At 51.6% G+C, this 22,207-nt stretch carries 18 protein-coding genes; 4 read left to right on the forward strand and 14 right to left on the reverse strand.

Annotated features, from left to right (window positions below):
- Positions 1-45 precede the first annotated feature (45 nt).
- Positions 46-1,749 carry a methyl-accepting chemotaxis protein gene (locus tag HP572_RS16870; RefSeq protein ID WP_205551804.1) on the reverse strand — a complete coding sequence of 568 codons (1,704 nt, stop codon included), beginning with the start codon at positions 1,747-1,749 and terminating at the stop codon, positions 46-48.
- 253 nt (positions 1,750-2,002) lie between these two features.
- Entirely contained in the window at positions 2,003-2,911 is a 909-nt protein-coding gene (locus HP572_RS16875; RefSeq protein WP_240583814.1) for a LysR family transcriptional regulator, read from the reverse strand.
- A gap of 136 nt (positions 2,912-3,047) precedes the next feature.
- On the opposite strand from HP572_RS16875, the gene HP572_RS16880 reads away from it, so the two are divergent.
- Positions 3,048-4,082: a zinc-binding alcohol dehydrogenase family protein gene (locus HP572_RS16880; RefSeq protein ID WP_240583815.1), complete on the forward strand. Its 1,035-nt coding sequence runs from the start codon at positions 3,048-3,050 to the stop codon at positions 4,080-4,082.
- Here HP572_RS16880 and HP572_RS16885 read toward each other — a convergent pair.
- From HP572_RS16885 to rpiA, 3 genes are all read right to left on the reverse strand, one after another.
- Positions 3,996-5,171 (reverse strand): IS4 family transposase, encoded by a 1,176-nt coding sequence (locus HP572_RS16885; protein ID WP_240583251.1) that lies wholly within the window; start codon positions 5,169-5,171, stop codon positions 3,996-3,998. The genes HP572_RS16880 and HP572_RS16885 overlap by 87 nt on opposite strands.
- 65 nt (positions 5,172-5,236) lie before the next feature.
- Positions 5,237-6,430, reverse strand: coding sequence for a phosphoglycerate dehydrogenase (gene serA, locus HP572_RS16890; RefSeq protein WP_240583816.1), 1,194 nt, complete (start codon positions 6,428-6,430; stop codon positions 5,237-5,239).
- Between the two features lie 294 nt (positions 6,431-6,724).
- The gene (gene rpiA, locus HP572_RS16895) at positions 6,725-7,384 is read right to left on the reverse strand and encodes a ribose-5-phosphate isomerase RpiA (RefSeq protein WP_010681795.1); all 660 of its coding nucleotides are present in this window, start codon (positions 7,382-7,384) and stop codon (positions 6,725-6,727) included.
- 240 nt (positions 7,385-7,624) lie between these two features.
- Here rpiA and HP572_RS16900 point away from each other — a divergent pair, with 240 nt between their 5' ends.
- Positions 7,625-8,518 (forward strand): LysR family transcriptional regulator ArgP, encoded by an 894-nt coding sequence (locus HP572_RS16900; RefSeq protein WP_010300546.1) that lies wholly within the window; start codon positions 7,625-7,627, stop codon positions 8,516-8,518.
- 105 nt (positions 8,519-8,623) lie between these two features.
- On the opposite strand, the gene HP572_RS16905 is transcribed toward HP572_RS16900, so the two are convergent.
- The 7 genes from HP572_RS16905 to tkt all read right to left on the reverse strand — a co-directional run bounded on the left by HP572_RS16905 (position 8,624) and on the right by tkt (position 17,164).
- Positions 8,624-9,349, reverse strand: coding sequence for an oxidative stress defense protein (locus HP572_RS16905; protein WP_240585776.1), 726 nt, complete (start codon positions 9,347-9,349; stop codon positions 8,624-8,626).
- 201 nt (positions 9,350-9,550) lie between these two features.
- Positions 9,551-10,165 carry an arginine exporter ArgO gene (gene argO / locus HP572_RS16910; protein WP_205551811.1) on the reverse strand — a complete coding sequence of 205 codons (615 nt, stop codon included), beginning with the start codon at positions 10,163-10,165 and terminating at the stop codon, positions 9,551-9,553.
- Positions 10,166-10,397: 232 nt separating this feature from the next.
- Positions 10,398-11,252, reverse strand: coding sequence for a small-conductance mechanosensitive channel MscS (gene mscS / locus HP572_RS16915; protein ID WP_205551814.1), 855 nt, complete (start codon positions 11,250-11,252; stop codon positions 10,398-10,400).
- Between the two features lie 136 nt (positions 11,253-11,388).
- A complete protein-coding gene (gene fbaA / locus HP572_RS16920; RefSeq protein ID WP_010300561.1) occupies positions 11,389-12,465 on the reverse strand; it encodes a class II fructose-bisphosphate aldolase in 1,077 nt (358 codons plus the stop codon).
- Positions 12,466-12,602: 137 nt separating this feature from the next.
- The gene (gene pgk, locus HP572_RS16925) at positions 12,603-13,766 is read right to left on the reverse strand and encodes a phosphoglycerate kinase (RefSeq protein WP_205551816.1); all 1,164 of its coding nucleotides are present in this window, start codon (positions 13,764-13,766) and stop codon (positions 12,603-12,605) included.
- 72 nt (positions 13,767-13,838) lie between these two features.
- The gene (gene epd, locus HP572_RS16930; protein ID WP_240583817.1) at positions 13,839-14,855 is read right to left on the reverse strand and encodes an erythrose-4-phosphate dehydrogenase; all 1,017 of its coding nucleotides are present in this window, start codon (positions 14,853-14,855) and stop codon (positions 13,839-13,841) included.
- 314 nt (positions 14,856-15,169) lie between these two features.
- Positions 15,170-17,164 (reverse strand): transketolase, encoded by a 1,995-nt coding sequence (tkt, locus tag HP572_RS16935; protein ID WP_039516842.1) that lies wholly within the window; start codon positions 17,162-17,164, stop codon positions 15,170-15,172.
- A 411-nt stretch (positions 17,165-17,575) separates the two neighbouring features.
- On the opposite strand from tkt, the gene HP572_RS16940 reads away from it, so the two are divergent.
- Positions 17,576-18,328 (forward strand): M48 family metallopeptidase, encoded by a 753-nt coding sequence (locus HP572_RS16940; RefSeq protein WP_039283589.1) that lies wholly within the window; start codon positions 17,576-17,578, stop codon positions 18,326-18,328.
- Between the two features lie 674 nt (positions 18,329-19,002).
- Positions 19,003-19,548, forward strand: coding sequence for a LuxR C-terminal-related transcriptional regulator (locus HP572_RS16945; RefSeq protein WP_205555005.1), 546 nt, complete (start codon positions 19,003-19,005; stop codon positions 19,546-19,548).
- 59 nt (positions 19,549-19,607) lie between these two features.
- On the opposite strand, the gene speA is transcribed toward HP572_RS16945, so the two are convergent.
- Positions 19,608-21,590, reverse strand: coding sequence for a biosynthetic arginine decarboxylase (gene speA, locus HP572_RS16950; RefSeq protein WP_039531128.1), 1,983 nt, complete (start codon positions 21,588-21,590; stop codon positions 19,608-19,610).
- Positions 21,583-21,741 (reverse strand): hypothetical protein, encoded by a 159-nt coding sequence (locus HP572_RS16955; protein ID WP_005973095.1) that lies wholly within the window; start codon positions 21,739-21,741, stop codon positions 21,583-21,585. Before HP572_RS16955 ends, speA begins: the two co-directional genes overlap by 8 nt.
- Positions 21,742-22,207: the final 466 nt, after the last annotated feature.

Below are 22,207 nucleotides of genomic sequence, written 5' to 3' on the forward strand. Positions count from 1 at the left end.
CGCATTGCGGGCCATTTTTCTTTCCAGTACAGCTCACTTACCCGATCAGAACGTTTCCCAGTTTTGATTCTCGCTGCCTTTGCTGCTGGCTCCGGCGAGGGCCATCGCTGGCGCTAAGCGCGGTTGCGGTGCCGCCTTCGGTAAGGACGATTTCAGTCTCTGAGCCACGCCAGCCAGCTTGAATACCGCGACAGCCTGCGTCAGACGTGCCGCCTGCTCTTCAAGTGAAACGGCCGCCGCCGAGGCTTCCTGTACCAGCGCCGCATTCTGCTGCGTCGCGCTATCCATTTCAGACACGGCCTGACTCACCTGCCCGATACCACGGCTCTGTTCGTCAGAAGCGGAGGCAATCTCTCCCATGATGTCGGTCACGCTGACAACCGCGCGGACAATCTCGCCCATGGTTGTACCCGCCTGAGACACAAGCCCAGATCCTGTATCCACCAACCGGCTCGATTCACCAATCAGCCCTTCGATCTCTTTCGCTGCCTGTGCGCTGCGCTGTGCCAGACTACGGACTTCACCCGCCACCACGGCAAAACCACGCCCTTGTTCACCCGCACGCGCGGCTTCTACCGCCGCGTTCAGCGCCAGAATGTTGGTCTGGAAAGCGATGCTATTAATAACGGACGTGATTTCGGAAATACGACGTGAACTGGTAGCAATATCCTGCATGGTATCCACCACGTTCTTCACGATCTGTCCGCCCTTCTCCGCTTTTTCAGAGGCATTTTTCGCCAATTGGCTAGCATGATGGGCATTGTCAGAGTTCTGTTTCACCGTCGCAGTCAGCTGTTCCATGCTCGCTGCGGTTTCCTCCAGCGCGGCCGCCTGCTGCTCGGTGCGCGAAGAGAGATCGACGTTACCCGCCGTAATTTCTGACGACCCTTGATAGATCGAATCCGCGCCTTCACGCACGATCGTAACCGTATCCGTCAGCTCCGCCTGCATGTTCTGGATATTCGTCCCCAGAATGCCGATTTCATTACGTCCCATCGCCATCGGCGGCTGCGTCAAATCACCCGCCGCGATCTTCTGGATACGATCAACCAGCCTGTTGACCGGCGCGAGAATCACATTGCGCACCATGATGTAGGCCATGATCGCCATAATGATAGACAAGACAAACGAGCCCGCCATCATCCAGTAACCCAGCTGGGCATTCTGTTCTGCCCGCAGATTAATATCCTGCGCAGCTTGCGTGAGTTCATTCACTTTCTTGCGTACTGGAACACTAAACGCTTCATCTAACTGACGGGCCAGCGTACTTTCCAACGTGATCGTATCTTCAAATTCCCCGTCGTTTGTCGCTTTCTGCATAGCCAGAATCCCGTTATCACGGTAGTTGGCATACGCCTTAAGAATCTCGTCATCCAGCGCGTTTTCGCTCTCCAGTTTGTCTGGACGCGCGATATATTCATCCAGACGCTTCTGTGAGGCTCTGACTCGACCAGCGGCCTGATCTGAAGCGGATTTAAATACTTCGTGATCGCTAATACGGTTTGCCGCACCCGCCTGAATAAGCAGTAATCTGGCAACGCGCAGTTGATCGAGACTGCTGCTAATGCCAGCCCGGATATCAGACAATTCATTCGCCTTATCCAATGAATCATTACTTTGTTTTAAGAAATAGCTCGCTGTGCCAATAGAAAGCGCAAATAAAATCAGGATAATTGAAAAAAGAGTAATAAATAACGAAACGAGACGTATATTGTTGATGTAACTCAACTTCTCTTTTTGAACAGACATCGGTTGCATTCTCATTTTCACCATCACTGGTCTACATTATCTCTGCCATTGCGGTGCGGCAGAGCCCAGATATCACTGTGACAATAATGCCACGCAGAACAAACCTTTCATAAAAAAGTCAAAAGGAACCACGATTGTTATCGGCATTTTCAATCTAAAACGTACCTAAAATAAGTTGATGGAAATCACGTTTCAATAAAAATTAAAAAATACCCGCAAAAATGAAACGAAAATATTATAGCTACGACAATCCCTACTGCTTTTTCAAAAACGTTGAGTAATCGTCCAACGCGCGATGCTGTAAAACAAAGTCGATAAAACATGCCAATGCGGGCGAATTCAGCTTGCGGCTGGGGTAGACCAGATAAAGTTCGTTGGCTTCCGCCTGCCAATCTGGCAAGACCCTGACCAGTTTTCCAGACACAGCTTCATCCAGACAGAGAAAATCTGGCAATAGCGTAATCCCCGCCCCCGCAATCGCGCACTCACGGGCGTAAAGCAGGTTATCCGTGATATGCGAATCAGGGAGTAACCAGCGATAGAGTTCCGAACCGCGATGCAAGAGCCACTCCGTCCACGCATGATGCGCAATACAGCGGTGTTGCTGGAGCTGTTGTGGATGAAGTAATGCCGAGTGCCGCGCCAGATAATCAGGCGATGCCAGCAAATAGCGCGGGGTTTGCCCAAGCGAACGCCCAATCAGTGAAGAATCATGCGGTTTACCGGTGCGAAAAGCGACATCAAAGCCCTCCTGCACCAGATCGATCACATCGTCTGAAATCAGCACATCCAGTGATACCGCCGGAAACTGCTGCTGAAACTCAGCGGTGAGCCGCGCCAGCAGCGTAGAACCTAATCCTGCCGGGCTAGTGATGCGCAGCCGCCCACTGGGATTATCACGCAGGCGCTGTATGGCGAGATCGGCACGCTCGCTGGCTTGCAGCATCTCCTGACAGTGAATCAGGTAGCGCTCACCGGCAAACGTCAGATTGAGCTGGCGTGTGGTTCGGTTCAGCAACCGCAGGCCAATCTGCTGTTCAAGCTGGCTAATGCGCAGACTCAGGCTGGATTTTGCCAGCCCGGCTTTTCGCGCCGCCTGTGTAAAGCTGCCACACTCGGCCACCAGCGCAAACAGCGCCATATCCTGCAATTGCTTAAACATGATTGTTCACCCCAGACGAACACTGCATTATTTATTGTCCATCTTATCAGCCCTATCGCTGTGTTCTACACTTTGGCTTATGCAAAAATAGGTTTTATTCACCAGACCACATTCTGAAAATAATGAGGAACAGACCATGACCGCTCATGCGATAGCCGTTGATCCACAACAGCCAGAAAATTTCATTGCCATCACGCAGGACATTCCCGAGCCCGGTGAATACGATCTGTTGGTCGGCGTAAAAGCTATTTCCGTCAATCCCGTGGATACCAAGGTTCATGCTGGGCTACGTCAGAATGGATTACAGCAGCCCCGCATTCTCGGCTGGGATGCCAGCGGCGTCGTGCTGAAAATCGGCAGCGCGGTTAACAACATTCAGGTGGGCGATGAAGTCTGGTACGCCGGCGATATCACCCGCCCCGGCAGCAACACCACCCATCAGTTAATTGATTCACGTATCGTAGCGCGTAAGCCGGTGTCGCTGGACTGGGCAGCAGCGGCCGCCCTGCCGCTCACGGCGTTGACCGCCTGGGAAGGGTTATTCGAGCATCTGAAAATACAGCAGGCCGACAGCGACAAAACGCTGTTGATTATCGGCGGTGCAGGCGGCGTAGGGTCTCTCGCGATTTCTCTGGCGGCATTGCGCAGTTCGGTAAATATCATCGCCACTGCGTCACAGCCTGACTCGGCAGAGTGGTGCCGCCAGCGCGGTGCCCATAAGGTCGTGGATTACCGTAATCTGGTCGAGTCTCTGGAAAAAGAAGGGCTCAAACAGGTCGACTATATTTTCTGCCTGAACGACACGGACGGCCACTGGGATGCCATCAGTAAACTGATCGCGCCGATGGGACACATCTGCACCATCGTGGAAAACAAAAATCCGCTCGACCAAACGGCACTGAAACTCAAAAGCGCGGCGCTGCACTGGGAATTAATGTTTACCCGCAGCATGTTCACCACGCCGGATATCGCGGAACAGGGGAATATTTTGCACGAAGTCGCACAGCTGGTTGATGCAGGAAAACTTCAGGGAACCGCCAGCGAAGCGCTGCCCTTTCGGGCTGAGAGATCCCCAGAAACATCATCAATACACCATGATGATGTTTCGATAGGCTCTCGCCATATCGTCGTATACCCTGTCGGGGTTCATCCCCGACAGGATCCTCGGTGATTGACGGATGACATTTTCACTCAATGTCAGATACGACAACACCCTCCGAGATTTCTCACTGTTCGCCTGAAACCATCTATTTATTCCTTTGCTTTCAAGATAATAACCCGTCAGCCACATGATGATGCTGTAGAGTGTCGCTATCAGGCAAAGCACTGATATTCGCTTTTCGCCCCGACTTTTACTTGCCCTAAGCCCCAATCCATAGCGCTCACTTTTCTCATCCCTGAAATTCTGCTCTATCTGCATACGGCGACTGTAAATTTTAACTATCTCACGTGGTTTATATCCCATCAGGCTGGTAAAAAGCAGCCACGGTTCACGCGCGCTTTTACGATACATCTTGTCCGTTTTAGGGAAGCACTGGTTGCCTTTCCTGCCCGTTGCCCGCTTATGCACGGTATAGAAATGTCCGAGGCAGTCACGGCTGGCGTTGCGTGCCAGTCGCCCAAATCCCAGATAGCATGACTTCGCTCTTGACGTAATATTCCGCGCCATTTTCCATTCCTCATCCCCGATTATCTGAAAGTAAAGGCGACCTCTGACACGTCCGACAAAATGCCAGCCCAGAGAGCGAATGTGGTGAAACCAACTGCTGCGAAAGCCTGCATCAGTCACAACAATGACCTGCTTATCTTTGCCGATGGCGGCAGCCATCTGATCGAGAAAGTCGTTCTGAACGGTAGCGTTGTTCTGGTATTGAGAGGAAATGACTTTACTCATCAGCGGGATAGCTCTTCCATCGCACAGTAGACTTGCCCGCAAAACGCTGAGCTCCGATGACGGATAGCCGCTCCAGTCCACAGCAATAACGCATAATGAAAGGCTGCTGGTGAGGCGGGATACAAGCTTCTGATAAACAGCGGGGACATCGCTAAACATCAGGTCACTGTTGAGATGCCGGTCAACACGCTTAATCTTGTGCTTAACCCGTGCCGGTCCAGGCAGATACCTGCCGATGCTGGTAAGAGAGAGCGATGCGCCACGCGTCAGTGCGACGGTCATATCGAGCAGAGCATTTTTACGGTACTGATGAAGTGAGTTCAGGGACTGGCTAAAAAATTTATGGCAAACTTGTGAAGCAGGCATAGAGGCGTGACCTTACTTTTTGGTGGAACACTAAGTAGATCACAACCTTCTATGCCTGTCTTTATTTATGGGGAACCGTCAGCCCTTTGCGCACCGTCAGTTTCGACATCAATGACCACATAACCAATTTCAGGTGTCGTTTGCAGATACTGCGCGGCGATGTTAATGCCCTGCTCAGCAAAGATCTGGTTAATTTTGGTAATCATGCCAGGACGATTTTCATGGATGTGCAGCAGGCGGCTGGCGCGTGCGCCATGAACAGGCAGCGACACTTCAGGGAAATTCACCGCAGACAGCGTAGAACCGTTGTCTGAATATTTTGCCAATTTTCCAGCGACTTCATCACCGATATTTTCCTGCGCTTCCTGCGTGGAACCACCGATATGCGGCGTCAGCAGCACGTTGTCAAACTCGCACAGCGGTGACAGGAATGGATCGCTGTTAGTTGCGGGTTCCTGTGGGAATACGTCAATCGCCGCACCGGACAGATGCTTGCTGCTCAGCGCGTCGCACAGTGCAGGAATATCCACTACCGTACCGCGAGCGGCGTTAATCAGAATGGAGCCCGGCTTCATCAGCGCCAGCTCTTCTGCACCCATCATATTCTGCGTGCTGTCATTTTCCGGCACGTGCAGGCTCACCACGTCGCTCATATTCAGCAGGTCGGACAGGTGGCGCACCTGCTGAGCATTACCCAGCGGCAATTTACTTTCGATATCATAGAAGTAAACGTGCATTCCCAGGCTTTCAGCCAGAATCCCTAGTTGGGTACCGATATGACCGTAGCCGATGATCCCCAGTTTTTTACCGCGCGCTTCAAACGAGCCCACAGCCAGCTTATGCCAGATACCACGGTGCGCTTTCGCGTTAGCCGCCGGAATACCGCGCAGCATCAGCAGCATCTCGCCGATCACCATTTCTGCCACGGATCGGGTATTGGAAAAAGGTGCGTTAAATACCGGGATACCACGCTTGGTCGCTGCCGACAGCTCAACCTGATTAGTCCCGATACAGAAACACCCTACCGCGATCAGTTTTTCCGCAGCAGCAAAAATCTCTTCTGTCAGATGGGTACGCGAGCGGATACCCACAAAATGCGCATCGCGGATCGAGGCTTTCAGCGCCTCAGGATCCAGTGCACCTTTATGGAACTCGATGTTGGTGTAACCCGCTGCACGCAGGTTATCCAGCGCGCTCTGATGCACGCCTTCCACTAACAGAAACTTAATCTTGTCTTTTTCCAATGATACCTTTGCCATTTCCCGACCTTATTTTCAGACTTCAAATGTGACAGAGTGCTCAATAGCTTCTGCCAACATAACAAAAATTACGCAGTCAGCAATACAAACGATTGCTTCGCCCAAATCGCGCTACTGAGGAGCGCGCCTGATTTATGGCAAAAAATATTGCCAAAGATGTGCATCGCCATATCGACGATAAATAAAATAAGAAAATGTGATATTAAGTACCAAAAATGAGCCGTTAACTAAATGGATTTTTTTAGCTAAAAAATTTCTGACGTGGGGGTTCACCACGCCAGAACGATCGCGCACTCATTTAACGACGGTTTTTACACCCTCAGCCGTACCGACTAACGCGACATCTGCACCGCGATTGGCAAACAGCCCAACGGTTACGACGCCTGGGATACCATTAATGTGGTTTTCTACCGCGACCGCATCCATGATATTCAGGTTGTGCACATCCAGAATGACGTTGCCGTTATCCGTCAGTACGCCCTGACGATAGACGGGCTGCCCGCCCAGCTTCGCCAGTTCACGCGCCACGTAAGACCGCGCCATCGGGATAACTTCAACCGGCAGAGGAAATTTGCCCAGCACATCAACCTGTTTGGATGCATCGACAATGCAGATGAACTGGCGTGACATTGCCGAAATGATTTTCTCGCGGGTCAGTGCTGCACCACCGCCTTTGATCATCTGCATGTGGCCGTTGATCTCATCCGCGCCATCCACGTAGACATCCAGCGAATCCACATCATTGGCGTCAAAAACGGGAATACCCAGACTTTTCAACTTTTCCGTTGAGGCATCCGAGCTGGAAACCGCGCCTTTGATTTGATGTTTTATCGAACCCAGCGCATCAATAAAGTGTGCTGCCGTCGATCCAGTTCCTACTCCCACAATGGTGTCGGGGCGAACGTAGTCGAGCGCTGCCCATCCCACTGCTTTTTTCAGTTCATCTTGCGTCATAATCTGCTTCTGGCCTGTAGAATCGATATACGAAAACGTGTGCGTATTATAGAACATGCACGTTGGGGAAAGCGTGCAAATTCACTTCACTGCCGATGCATTATTTCATGCGCCCCCTTTCACACATACCGTGCTGAATCGTGATTGCGCATAACAGCCAAAATAAGATTTCTGCATGGCAAATCTACAAAATGTGGCATAGTGAAAAAAAACAGACTCATTCAGAGGATTTTGACTTTCATGAAACGCCCGGACTATCGAACGCTTCAGGCTCTGGATGCCGTCATCCGCGAGCGTGGTTTTGAACGCGCTGCCCAAAAATTGTGTATTACCCAATCTGCCGTTTCGCAGCGTATCAAACAGCTGGAAAACCTGTTCGGCCAGCCGCTATTAGTCAGAACCATTCCGCCTCGTCCTACAGAACAAGGGCAGAAACTGCTGGCTCTGCTTCATCAGGTCGAGTTGCTGGAAGAAGAGTGGCTGGGCAATGAAACCAACAGCGATATCCCGCTGCTGCTGTCGCTGGCCGTGAACGCCGACAGTCTCGCAACCTGGCTGCTGCCTGCGTTACAACCCGTGCTGGTCGATTCACCGATTCGTCTTAATTTGCAGGTAGAAGATGAAACGCGCACGCAGGAAAGGCTGCGCCGGGGTGAAGTGGTCGGTGCGGTGAGTATTCAGTCTCAGCCGCTGCCAAGCTGTCTGGTGGATAAACTGGGTGCTCTGGACTATCTGTTTGTCGCGTCGCCGACCTTTGCCGCCCGCTATTTCCCCAATGGTGTGACGCGCTCGGCGCTGCTGCGCGCGCCCGCAGTCGCCTTCGACCATCTGGATGATATGCATCAGGCTTTTTTACAGCAGAATTTTGATTTGTCGCCCGGCAGCGTTCCCTGTCACATCGTGAATTCGTCGGAAGCGTTTGTACAGCTAGCGCGTCAAGGCACAACCTGCTGCATGATCCCACATCTGCAAATCGAAAGAGAACTTGCCAATAACGAGTTAATCGACCTGACGCCGGGGCTGTTTCAGCGCAGGATGCTCTACTGGCACCGCTTCGCGCCGGAAAGCCGGATGATGAGGAAAGTGACGGATGCCCTGCTCTCGCACGGTCATCAGGTACTGCGGCAGTCATAACGTACTGAGAAAGTACAAAAAATAGAGAGTAAAAAATAACAGGCCTGTCTGAGCAGGCCTGTTGGTATCATCAATGGTTTACGCAACCGTATTTTAGCGTGAGCGTTACTGCGTACGCTGTAGCTCAAACACGACATCCACCTGATCGTCAAAGTGAATGGTTTGCTGTTCATAGGTTTGTGCCGCTTCGCTTTGCACCGCGGCATCTGCCGTTTTGAACATCCGTGCCATTGGCATCGGCTGATAGTTGGCAACGTGATAGCGAACGCTGTAGATCGGCCCCAGCTTGGCGTTGAAGCCCTGCGCCAGCGCTTCCGCTTGACTCGTTGCCTGCTCGATGGCTTTCTTACGCGCTTCATCACGATAGGTATCTGGGTTAGCAACGCCTAATTCTACCGTGCGAATCTCATTCAGCCCCGATTTCAGCGCCCCATCCAGCAGCTCGTTCAGTTTGTCTAACTGGCGCAGCGTGACTTCCACCTGACGCACCGCACGATAGCCTTTCAGCACCGAGCCACCTGTTTTCAGATAGTCATATTCTGGCTGCGTACGTAAATTGGCGGCATTGATATCTTTTTTCTCAATGCCATTTTTACCCAGAAAATCAAAATATTGTGCAACGCGGGCATCGACCTGCTTTTTCGCTTCCGCCGCATCCTTCGACGACACGCTCACTTCAATCGCCAGACGCGCGATATCCGGTGTCGCATCTACGCTGGATGTCCCTGACGTCACGATATGCGGGCCATCCGGCAATTCCGCAGCCTGTGCGGCTATCGACACACCGCCAAGTCCTACTGCGGCGGCCAGCGCCAGTGCATTGAGCTTCATCATACCTCGCTTCACACTCTCTCCTTACTTATGTTTCGTCACGCATGCCGCAGGCAGATTATTTGTGCCAACACGGTATCTTCCAGAATGAAAGAGACAAGACGGATTGCTTTACCGACCAACATAACGCATTACCAACTCCACACAATATAGGTGAATTTCTGAAACACAGCGTAAGGTGAGGTTATTTATTTCCAACCATCATTGCCAACCGTGACGCGCCAGCTGCAAGGCAATGCCCCACATCACTACGCCGACAAAAAAGTTGATGACCCGCTGTACCCGCGGCGTATTCAGCCACGGCGCCAGCCAGGAGGCCAATAGCGCCAGCGCAAAGAACCAGGTGAAAGAAGCCGTTATCGTACCCAGCGCAAACCAGCTTCGGGCATCGTCCGCAAACTGGCTCCCCAGACTCCCTAGCACCACAAAAGTATCCAGATAGACATGCGGATTCAGCCAGGTCACCGCCAACATGGTGGCAATAATGCGCCAGCGGCTTTGTTTCATCACTTCGGCACTGGCGAGGGCAATATTTTTGCTGAAGGCCGTTTTCATCGCTCCCCAGCCAAACCAGAGCAGAAACGCAACGCCGCCCCACGTCACCGCCCCCAACAGCAGTGAAGACTGACTCAGCAACGCGCTACCGCCAAAAATACCGGCGGCAATCAGCACCATATCGCTCAAGGCACATAACAGCGCCACCATCAGGTGATACTGCCGACGAATTCCCTGATTCATCACAAACGCATTCTGCGGCCCCAGAGGCAAAATCATCGCCGCCCCCAACAGAACGCCCTGTAAATACACCGCCCACATACTTCTCTCCTACCCCGTTTGTTGTTATCGCGGGGAGTGTATGGAAGCCGATTAGATAAGTGAAATTGAATATTCTAACGCTACATTAGCTAAGCTAATGATCTGAAGGCAGAGGAAGTCCGTGTCAGACGAGAAGATAATTTCTGACGATGCACCATGTCTTTATCGGCATGGTGCATGTCTGGTAGATCATGCCAGCGGGTTTACGCGGGCTGTTTCACTGGGCGCTAAGCTACGCAGAGGGGGCGTTTACGTCGTTATGCAGGTGCACATCCATCTGCGGATAAGGAATAGCAATACGGTGCTCATCCAGCACGCGTTTAAAGCTTTCCAGCAGATCCCAATACACCGCCTGCGCGTTACCGTTGGTTGTCCACACCCACACCACAAAATTCAGCGAGGATGCCGCCATTTCATTCAGGCGGATCGTGACGCCCTTGTCGTGCTGGATGCGCTCATCCGCCGCGACAATATCGCCCAGCAGCTTTTTCACCACGTCAATATCGGCATCATAGGCTACGCCAACAATAATTTCGGTACGGCGATCCGGTTCACGCGAGCTGTTGATGATATTGCCAGCAATGATTTTGCCATTCGGTACGACGATGATTTTGCCGTCAGACGTGCGCAGCGTCGTCGAGAAGATCTGTACCTGCGTGACCGAACCGGACACGCCGCCCAAATCCACCCATTCGCCGGTACGGAAAGGCCGGAAAATCACTAGTAAGACGCCCGCTGCAAAGTTGGCTAACGACCCCTGTAATGCCAGACCGACAGCCAAGCCCGCGGCACCCAGTACAGCAATCACCGATGCCGTCTGTACGCCAACCCGACTCAATACCGCAATCAGCGTGAACGCGATAATGCCATAGCGCACCAGCGCAGACAGGAAATCGGCCACGGTTGAATCGATAGAACGGTTAATCATCAGTTTATTGATGGTGCCGGAAACGATCCGAGCGATCACCAGACCAACGATGAGGATCACTAATGCTGCGACGATATTCACGGCATACTGCAAAAACAAGTTCTGGTGTGTCACCAACCAGTCCCCTGCCTGATCCAACCCCGTATTAAGTTCTTCCATTTGAACGCTCCTGTTTTTTAATCACTGGGACAGCATAACGTCCCTAACTGAAACCGCAACATTGAGTCCCAAAAGCCCCAAAAAATTAAGGCTCCCGTAGGAGCCTTAGCATCAAATCATGTTTACGTCGTCTGACTTACAGCACGTCAACAGCATTAAGCTCTTTGAACGCTTGTTCAAGACGAGTCACCATGCTTGCCTGTGAGGCACGCAGCCACACACGTGGGTCATAGTATTTCTTGTTCGGCTGATCTTCGCCTTTCGGGTTACCCAATTGGCCTTGCAGATACGCTTCGTTTTCTTTGTAGTATTTCAGGATACCTTCCCACGTTGCCCACTGGGTATCGGTATCGATGTTCATTTTCACTACGCCGTAGCTAACGGAATCTTTGATTTCCTGAGCGCTGGAACCAGAACCGCCGTGGAATACGAAGTCCAGGCTGTTGTGCGGCAGGTTATGTTTCTTAGAAACATATTCCTGAGAATCACGCAGGATGGTCGGGGTCAGTTTCACGTTACCTGGCTTGTATACGCCATGCACGTTACCGAAAGAAGCAGCGATAGTGAAACGTGGGCTGATCGCGTTCAGTTTGGTGTACGCGTAGTCAACGTCTTCTGGCTGGGTGTACAGAGCAGAAGCATCCATGTGGCTGTTATCCACACCGTCTTCTTCACCACCAGTACAACCCAGTTCGATTTCCAGGGTCATATCGATTTTGGCCATACGCGCCAAATACTTAGAGCAGATCTCGATGTTCTCTTCCAGAGACTCTTCAGACAGGTCGATCATGTGAGAAGAGAACAGCGGTTTGCCAGTCGCAGCAAAGTGTTTTTCACCCGCATCCAGCAGGCCATCGATCCACGGCAGCAATTTCTTCGCACAGTGGTCGGTGTGCAGGATTACTGGCACGCCATAGTGTTCAGCCATTTGATGCACATGATGAGCGCCAGAAATCGCACCCAAAATTGCCGCCTGCTGACCTTCTGCTTTCAGGCCTTTACCGGCGATAAATGCTGCACCGCCGTTAGAGAACTGAACGATAACTGGCGCGCGCACTTTGGCTGCGGCTTCCAGCACAGCATTGATTGAGTCGCTACCGACACAGTTCACTGCTGGCAAGGCGAATTTGTTTTCTTTTGCTACTGCGAAAACTTTCTGAACGTCATCACCAGTGATGACACCGGGTTTTACGAAATCAAAAATTTTAGACATGTTACGTGTCCCGTTTCGTTGGCCGTGGAGGGGTTAGAGAAATCGATGTTAAATCGACAGGTTGTCTCGACACGATATTGCGAACATCACATATCGAGACAACCACAGGAAAGAGGAAAAGCGCCCCTTACCTTAAATTATTGCTTGGCGCGTTCTTCCAGCATAACCACTGCTGGCAGTTTTTTCCCTTCGACAAATTCGAGGAATGCGCCGCCACCAGTAGAAATGTAGGAGATTTTATCTGCAATACCAAACAGATCGATCGCAGCCAGAGTATCGCCGCCACCTGCGATAGAGAACGCATCGCTATCTGCGATAGCACGGGCGATGGTCTCAGTTCCTTTACGGAAATTAGGGAACTCGAAGACGCCAACCGGGCCATTCCACAGGATGGTCTTGGCATTCTTCAGAATTTCAGCCAGACGCTCAGCAGACACATCACCCAGATCCAGAATCTGCTCTTCGTCTTTAATTGCCGTAACTGACTTCAGCGTTGCCGTTGCAGTTTCAGAGAATTCTGACGCAACACGCACATCGCTCGGTACAGGAATATCACAGGTTTCCAGCAGCTTTTTCGCTTCAGAAATCAGGTCAGCTTCGTACAGGGATTTACCCACGTTGTGGCCTTGTGCAGCAACGAAGGTGTTAGCGATACCGCCACCGACGATCAGTTGATCGGCGATTTTAGACAGGGAATCCAGTACGGTCAGCTTGGTGGAGACTTTAGAACCACCAACGATAGCGACCATCGGACGAGCTGGCTCGCTCAAGGCTTTACCCAGTGCTTCCAGCTCACCAGACAGCAGCGGGCCCGCACAGGCGATAGGGGCAAATTTACCCACGCCGTGGGTTGAAGCCTGCGCACGGTGTGCCGTACCGAATGCATCCATTACGAACACATCACACAGCGCCGCGTATTTTTGGGACAGGACTTCGTCGTCTTTCTTCTCGCCTTTGTTAAAGCGGACGTTTTCCAGTACAACCAGCTCACCTTCGGCGACATCAACACCGTCCAGGTAATCTTTCGCCAGACGCACAGGAGAAGACAGTTTTTCTTTCAGGTAGTCAACGACAGGCAGCAGAGAAAATTCTTCGTTGTACTCGCCTTCGGTCGGGCGTCCCAGGTGGGAAGTGACCATAACGCGAGCGCCTTGTTTCAGGGCGATTTCGATGGTCGGCAGAGAGGCACGGATGCGCGCATCAGACGTCACTTTCCCTTCCTTTACTGGTACGTTCAGATCCGCACGAATAAGAACACGTTTACCAGCCAGATCCAGATCGGTCATCTTAATTACAGACATGGTGAATCCTCTTGTTGATTCTCTTTTAAAGTTGCTTGAGCGAGATAGCGACCCCAGATCGCCACCGTCGTACTAGAAACCGCTGGCCGCCATCGCCCGTGTTGTATCCAACATCCGGTTGGCAAAGCCCCATTCGTTATCGCACCAGACCAATGTTTTAATCAGATGCTGACCACTGACCCGTGTCTGCGTGCCGTCGACAATGGCACTGTGCGGATCGTGGTTAAAATCAGCCGACACTAACGGCAATTCAGTGTAATCAACTATACCACGAAACGACTCATGCGCTGATTTTTGCAATAGTGCGTTAATTTCATTCACATTTACGGCTTTCCTGACGCTAACACTCAGGTCAATTGCCGTGACGTTAATCGTCGGTACACGCACCGAGATCGCCTCAAAACGATCGACAAACTGCGGAAAAATACGGGTGATCCCCGCAGACAGTTTAGTATCTACCGGAATGATCGACTGGCTGGCGGCTCGTGTACGCCGCAGATCGTGATGATAAGCATCGATCACCGGTTGATCGTTCATCGACGAGTGAATCGTCGTCACCGTCCCATTCTCGATACCAAACGCATCATCCAGCAGTTTGATGACCGGGATAATGCAGTTAGTCGTACAAGATGCATTGGAAACAATGCAGTGCCCGCTTTCCAACTGGTGGTGATTGACGCCAAACACCACCGTGGCATCCAGATCCGTCGTTCCCGGATGAGAAAACAGCACTTTCTTTGCACCTGCCGCCAGATGGGCTTCTCCATCTTCTCGGCTACCGTAGACGCCGCTGCAATCCAGCACGATATCGACACCGAGTTCTCGCCAGGGCAAAGACTGAATCTCTGCCTGATGCAACAGACGAATACAGTCATCACCGACATAAAGCTGGTCGCACTCCTGACGCACATCCCACGAAAAACGGCCGTGGCTGGAGTCATACTTGAGCAAATGCGCCATACCTTCCGCGCTCGCCAGCTCATTAATCGCCACAACCGTAATCTCGGCTCGGCGGCCCGATTCATACAGCGCACGTAAAACACTGCGGCCGATGCGGCCAAAACCGTTTATCGCAATACGAATCGTCATGGCGTTCCTTGTGATTCCTTGTGTCGTGGCAGGGTTACCCAGCGCATAGGATATACCCTTCTTAGACACCAGAGAACCCCTGGAGAAACGCCGTCAGCACAACAACTGAAACGCTTCAGCTAGCATAAACGAATTAATGCATAAAAGAAATATTCTCGTCTGGCACACACAAGAAGAGTGACCTGCGTCATAAAAATGAAAAAACCGCGATCGAGGGGCAGACAACGCGCATTGAGAGGTGGGTTAAATTAAAGATGAAAAAAAGCCGCCAGCGTTAGCTGACGGCTTCTCATATCGAGATTAACGCGGCGTGATTACTTCAGCAGCGCCTGCGCTTTTTCAACGACGTTATCGACGGTGAAGCCGAATTCTTCGAACAGCAGCTCAGCCGGAGCCGATTCGCCGAAGCTCGTCATGCCGACAATCGCGCCGTTCAGGCCGACGTACTTGAACCAGTAGTCCGCAATACCCGCTTCAATTGCTACGCGTGCCGATACCGCTTTTGGCAGCACCGCTTCACGATAGGCCGCATCCTGCTTGTCGAACGCATCCGTAGATGGCATGGACACCACGCGTACCTTGCGGCCTGCGGCAGTCAGTTTGTCATACGCGCCGACAGCCAGTTCAACTTCAGAACCGGTGGCAATCAGAATCAGCTCAGGCTGACCCTCGCTGTCTTTCAGCACGTAGCCGCCTTTCGCCACGTTCGCCAGCTGTTCAGCCGTACGTGACTGCTGTGCCAGGTTCTGACGGGACAGGATCAGCGACGTCGGGCCGTCCTGACGCTCAATGGCGTATTTCCACGCCACCGCCGTTTCCACCTGGTCTGCCGGACGCCAGTTGCTCATGTTCGGCGTGACGCGCAGGCTGGCCAGCTGTTCAACCGGCTGGTGCGTCGGGCCGTCTTCACCCAGACCGATAGAGTCGTGGGTGTAAACGTAGATGCTGCGGATTTTCATCAGCGCGGCCATACGCACGGCATTACGCGCGTATTCCACGAACATCAGGAAGGTCGCGGTGTACGGTACAAAACCACCGTGCAGCGCAATCCCGTTGGCAATCGCCGTCATACCGAATTCGCGCACGCCGTAGTGGATGTAGTTGCCCGCGTGGTCTTTATCCAGTGAAACAGAACCAGACCAGATGGTCAGGTTGCTTGGCGCCAGGTCAGCAGAGCCGCCCAGGAATTCCGGCAGCAGTTTGCCGTAAGCTTCCAGCGCGTTCTGTGACGCTTTGCGGCTGGCGATTTTCGCCGGATTCGCCTGCAAATCGTCGATAAATTTCTGTGCGTCAGCCTGCCAGTTGGCTGGCAGTTCACCGCCGGTGCGGCGTTTGAACTCGGCAGCCAGCTCAGGGTACGCGCTGGCGTAGGCGGCAAACGCCTCGTCCCACGCGGCTTCCTTACGCTGACCGGCCGGTTTAGCATCCCATGCGGCATAAATGTCGGCGGGGATATCAAACGGCGCGTGCGTCCAGCCCAGCTGTTCGCGGGAAGCCGCCACTTCCGCATCACCCAGCGGTGCACCGTGGGAATCATGCGTACCGGCCTTGTTCGGTGAGCCAAAGCCAATCACGGTTTTGCACATCAGCAGCGACGGCTTGTCGGTCACCAGCTGTGCTTCACCGATAGCGCGTTTGATGGCGTCAGCGTCGTGACCGTCTACGCCGCGCACAACGTGCCAGCCGTAGGCTTCAAAGCGAGCCGCGGTATCGTCGGTAAACCAGCCTTCAACGTGACCGTCGATGGAGATGCCGTTGTCATCATAAAACGCGGTCAGTTTGCCGAGCTTCATGGTGCCTGCCAGCGAGCAGACTTCGTGAGAAATCCCTTCCATCATGCAGCCGTCCCCCAGGAAGGCGTAGGTGTGATGGTCGACAATCTCGTGGCCCGGACGGTTGAACTGCGCTGCCAGCGTGCGCTCGGCAATTGCCATCCCGACCGCGTTGGCAATACCCTGACCCAGCGGACCAGTGGTGGTTTCAACGCCGGCGGTGTAGCCGTATTCAGGGTGGCCTGGAGTTTTGGAATGCAGCTGACGGAAGTTTTTCAGTTCTTCAATCGGCAGGTCGTAGCCGGAGAGATGCAGCAGGCTGTAAATCAGCATGGACGCGTGGCCGTTGGACAGGACGAAGCGGTCACGGTTGGCCCAGTTAGGGTTGGCCGGATTATGGTTGAGGTAATCGCGCCACAGCACTTCGGCGATATCGGCCATGCCCATCGGTGCGCCCGGGTGACCGGATTTGGCTTTCTGCACCCCATCCATGCTCAGCGCGCGGATAGCATTGGCAAGTTCTTTACGAGAGGACATGCTTGACTCCAGATCGGATTGAACGACTGCCTTTCATGCATAACCAATAAAAATCAACAAGTTACACAGGAATGACAAAATAAATATGATTACAAATGTACATGAAAAGCAGAGGGAATGCACATGGAACCGTGAGCAAAAAAGAGGGATTTATCGGCTGACGAATCAATGACGGTTCTTTTGCCAATTATGCAGTTGATTACAGCGCCATACGCCATGTTTTCTAGTGGGTTTGCCTTTATTCATCGCACCTTTTTGGAACGCACAAAAAATAAAGTTCATCGCCAACGGTGATATCGGAAAGCATACAAATCAGATTTTCCGATCTATTTCTCCACGCGGTTTTCGGGTAGGTTATAGCCGATTTTCTTTCGTATTAAAAAACAAACACTATCGTAGGGAGATGATTTTATGGCAATTCGTTCTTCTGTACTGGCGCTGTGTGTAGCAACCTTGCTGACTGGCTGCCAGAACTTAAACACCAATACCTTAATGCAATCCGGCGCACAGGCGTTTCAGGCGGCAACGCTCAGCGATGCTGATGTTAAATCACTCAGCAATCAGTCCTGTGAACAAATGGACAAAGAGGCAAAAATTGCTCCAGCCGACAGCAAGTACACACAGCGCCTGAATAAAATTGCAGATGCGCTGGGTCATGACATCAACGGTACACCAGCCAACTATAAGGTTTATCTGACCAAAGACGTTAACGCCTGGGCAATGGCTAACGGCTGCATCCGCGTATACAGCGGCCTGATGGATATGATGAATGACAACGAAGTGGAAGGCGTTCTCGGCCACGAAATTGGCCACGTTGCGCTGGGCCACACGCGTAAAGCCATGCAGGTTGCCTATGCGGCGACGGCTGCACGTACTGCCATTGGCTCTGCGGGTGGCGTAGCGGCGTCCCTGTCACAGTCTCAACTCGCCGATCTGGGAGAAAAACTGGTTAATTCCCAATTCTCTCAAACTCAGGAAACGCAGGCAGATGACTATTCCTTCGATCTGCTGAAGAAACGTGGCGTCAAACTGGAAGGTCTGGCAAGCAGCTTTGAAAAACTGGCCAAACTTGATGCCGGGCGTGAGAGCAGCATGTTCGATTCCCATCCTTCATCGGAAGGACGTGCCAAACACATTCGTGAGCGTATCGCTGCCGAGAAATAATCACACACGCTGATTACTCGCAAAGAGCACACACTGGGGCAATTGAAAAAATCTCAATTGCCCGCTAGTCATCCGACCACTATCATCCCCATCATATTCACGGTAAGCTGCGACATAACCGCTATCTTCAATCGCCTCTATCCTCACAATGATAGGATTTAAGAATTAATAGATATAAATAGATAGCTATTTTCAATCGTATTTACTTTCCGTTCTCTTTTTAAGAAACGAATCTTGGCAGATTTCCAGATTCCGAGCGCAGCAATCCGTGAATGCGCAGCATACGGAAAAGAGGCAATCATGATTAGCACGGAGACATACGTCGCAATAAACAAGAATGATGGAGTAACCCCCTGTATTTAAAGATAGAAATAAACCAGTAAATCAAGCATACTATGTTAAACCAATAAAATTTTTTCCAGTTTGATCATATAGATATATGATAAAACCTGTTGTCGCGTCCGCAGGTTTCTCTAGAGGCTCCACCTTTTAGCGATTTAAAGGCATTTCAGGATCGCGATTTCTTAATAACTGGATAACATCAGCAGCGATTATTGGTTTATGGCCACTTTCAGACAATAAACTCATATGTGTTAAAAATCATGGATGTGAGAATTTTCAGTAAATGCAATTTTACCACGGTAGGATTACGGGAAATCCTATCCAGTATCCCTATGCTCTCGATAAAACCCGTCAACAGGTTTACGCTGCAGCAAGGAAAGAAGAAATGTATTTTCATCATTGACGGTAGCAGCGAGGGCTTTGAGGAATACTACGAGTCGATAAGAACCCACTTTTATAATATGGCGTCGTCGTTCGTGATCATCAATAATTCCCCCAATCACCCTCCCGTGTGCATTGACGAAAAAACGATTCTTATTTCAAAGTCAGCAGCCATCGATTCTTTTTATAAATTACTCGATTTCGTCCACCTTCACGACCGCCGTTTATTCAGTCCCGTCAGACTGTCAAAATCTGAATATGCCGTATTCCAGCATTGGTGTGCGGGCTACACAGCGGAAGCGATTGCCGACATCATCGGATTAAATAAGAAGTCCGTACTGAACAGCAAATCACGATTACTGAATAAATATGGCGTTCAGGATAAAAACTCTTTACTGCTTATTGCTAAAATTATCTTCAAAGACAGCGTCATTGAAGAATTTGATTCCCTTCCAAAACCAGCAGCCGATATCAATATCAGTAATTCGCTTATCTAAGCGATAGCCGAAAAAAAAGGGATGCTCACTCGCATCCCTTTTTACTCAGTCAGTCACACTTATTCTTCATCTTCCAAATAAGTATAGCCGTACAGCCCGCTTTCAAACTCCTCCAGGAACTGCGCCTGAAGTTCGGTATCCAGATCGGTTTCTTTCACCTGATCGCGGAAACGGGTCATCAGCACTTTGGGGTCAAGCTGCACATATTCCAGCATGTCAGCAACCGTATTCCCTTCGTCAGATTCTTCAATCTCAACGGTGCCATCCTGAAAGACAAACACGTCAACGGTCGATGTATCGCCAAACAGGTTATGCATATTCCCCAGGATTTCCTGATAGGCACCGACCATAAAGAAGCCCAACAGCGGCGGATTTTCTGGATCGTAAGGCGGCATTGGCATCGTCGTCGCGATCCCGTCACCATCGACATAATGATCGATCGTACCATCGGAATCACAGGTGATGTCGAGCACAACAGCACGGCGCTCAGGCGGCTTGTTTAGCCCTTCCAACGGCATGACCGGGAACAACTGATCGATCCCCCATGCATCCGGCATGGATTGGAACAGCGAGAAGTTGACATACAGCTTGTCAGCCATCCGCTCCTGTAATTCATCAATTACCGGTCGATGCGCACGGTTGCTCGGATCCAGCTGTTCCTGAATCATCTGACAGATGCTCAGATAAAGCTGCTCTGCTTTCGCACGCTGTGTCAGATCCAACATGCCGTGCGTGTATTGGGTATGCACATCGTGCAAGTCCATCTGGCTGTCGTGCAGCCATTCACGCAGCGAACGGCGTTTCCCCGGCTGCTTGATTTCTTTCCAGGTTGACCACAGGCTCTCCAGCGCACGCGGATCGCCTTCTTCCGGCTCAGTCGGGTCACTGAACTCGTTGCGTTCAACACCGATGATATTGGAAACCAACACGGTATGGTGCGCGGTTACCGCACGGCCAGACTCGGTGATAACCGTCGGATGCGGCAACCCATGTTCGTTACAGGCATCACCGATGCCCCAAATCACGTTGTTGGCGTATTCGTTCAGGCCATAGTTCACTGAACAATCGGACTGAGAGCGCGTGCCTTCATAATCCACGCCCAACCCGCCACCGACGTCGAAGCACTGGATATTTACGCCCAACTTATGCAGTTCAACGTAGAAGCGTGCGGATTCACGCACGCCCGTCGCGATATCACGGATATTCGCCAACTGCGATCCCAGATGGAAATGCAGCAGTTGCAGGCTATCCAAGCGCCCCGCTTCACGCAGCATCTCAACCAGTTGCAGCACCTGGACCGCTGCCAGACCAAACTTGGATTTTTCACCGCCGCTGGATTGCCACTTGCCCGATCCCTGAGAAGCCAGACGCGCACGGACGCCAAGGCGTGGTACCACATTCAAGCGCTCGGCTTCTTCCAGCACCAGCCGGATTTCGGACATCTTCTCGATGACCAGATACACCTTGTGGCCCAGCTTTTCACCGATGAGTGCCAGACGGATGTATTCACGGTCTTTGTAGCCGTTACACACAATCACCGTACGGGTCATGCCCGCGTGGCCCAATACCGCCATCAGTTCCGCTTTTGAACCGGCTTCCAGACCCAACGGTTCACCGGAATTAGCCAGTGACTCAATGACGCGACGATGCTGGTTAACCTTGATCGGATAAACCAGAAAATACCCGCCTTCATAGCCAAACGATTCGCGAGCCTGTTTAAACGCAGCGTTAATAGAACGCAGGCGATGCTGAAGGATTTGCGGAAAGCAGAACAGCGCAGGAAGGCGCTGATGGTTATCTTTCTGCATATCTTTGACCAATCTGGCCAGATCGACGCGAGCTTCTGGTACGTCAGGATCCGGGCACACGCTAATGTGGCCGAGTTCATTGACGTCATAGTAATTATTGCCCCACCAGGCAATATTGTAAGTACGAAGCATTTCGCTGGCATTACGGTCATTCATGGCAACCTCCTGCATAGAGCGCAAATTTTCATGTTTACCCGTCGCTGACGAGCCGTGATGAATCATGTCGTCAGACATAACGAACCTCTTCTTTTTCTAGACTGCTGATCACATCAGTACCTGAATAAACAGCCCACATGAGCATACCTGCAACATGCGGCATCGACAGTGAAAAAACCGGCGTAGTGAAGTATGCCGTCACTTTATTACTCTTATTAGTGTAAAACACGTTGTCAGGCTCCGTGTTACGGGTCGATAAAACTCGTTGTGAAAATCACCGGGCGAACGTGACCAGAAAGACGCTAAACGCTTCTGGCAGAAAGAATAACAGGCAGGTTAACCAGCCCTGGAGTCCTGTGTCGAATTTAAAGACAGGCTACGTCGAGAAACGGAAAAGAAGGGTTGAGTCGCGGACGCGGTAGCGTCAAAAGGGACATATTGCGAACGCAATATACTCAGTAAACAACGGATCATTAATCCTACCACCTCCACGTGCGCCGCAGGCTATGCGGTCAGCTATCAATAAAAAATTCAAGATGTCGCGGGTTGTATCACCGCTCGCCGTTTATACCTACATGCTGCTGGAAAAGCAAAATGAAAATTACCGCTAGTCATCTCTTGTAAAAGAAAAAACGGCCGATGATAAAAGGACGATGGCGCGCTAATGCGAAAAACTACTGGCACTGAGACTAAAA

The sequence above is a fragment of the Pectobacterium sp. PL64 genome, from assembly GCF_022477975.1.
GTDB lineage: Bacteria > Pseudomonadota > Gammaproteobacteria > Enterobacterales > Enterobacteriaceae > Pectobacterium > Pectobacterium jejuense.